Raw genomic sequence first — 714 nt, forward strand, 5'->3', positions numbered from 1 at the left:
TAGGATTTAGACTCGTTAACAGCATCATTGACAAGACCACTAACTTTCTCATCCGTATACTTATTGGCATCTTCAAGAACTATCTTCATCTGCTCTTCAGTATAATCATGCAACTGACCGCCATTAACAGCTTGCTGAGAACCTGTTTCAATCTTGCCTGCCGCTACATTGTCTATCATAACAGGTTCGCTGTCATTGCCTCCTACTAACGTAATGCTATTGGTCTTTTTCCCATCACTATCTTTATCATAGTTAACAACGCCATCCGTTACGGCTACTTCAATATCTTTCACATGTTGATCTATCGTATCTACTTTGTCTTCAACCTCTTTTACCCTCTCATTCGTGCTCCAAAGCTGACCACCATTAACAACTTCTTGCGAACCTTCTGCTATCTTACCATCCAATACATTCGTAATCTTACTCGACTTACCATCATGCTTCGCATCATACGCGCCTTCTTCTTCATTCCAATTCAAACCATTGCTCGCCACACTCTTCTCAACATCATGAATACGGTCGTTGATACTCGTCATACCATCACTGACACCATCAAAAGCTCCTGCTACATCATGATAAATCTTCTTTTCTGACGAACTACCATCAGAATTGAATTGTGCAACCTTGAATTCCGGAGCCCTCCATTCGCCACCTTCATAGCTAGCTCCTCCTCCTAAATACATCGCTAGCGTCTGATGCAAGGAATAAAGCTGA

The 714-nt window shown here is 41.9% G+C and carries 1 pseudogene; it reads right to left on the reverse strand.

Annotation, left to right across the window (positions count from 1 at the left end):
• Positions 1–714, reverse strand: a pseudogene (locus ACFIK0_RS09390) (hypothetical protein); the annotation flags it as partial.

It is taken from the genome of Bartonella sp. CL63NXGY (genome assembly GCF_042194905.1).
GTDB lineage: Bacteria > Pseudomonadota > Alphaproteobacteria > Rhizobiales > Rhizobiaceae > Bartonella.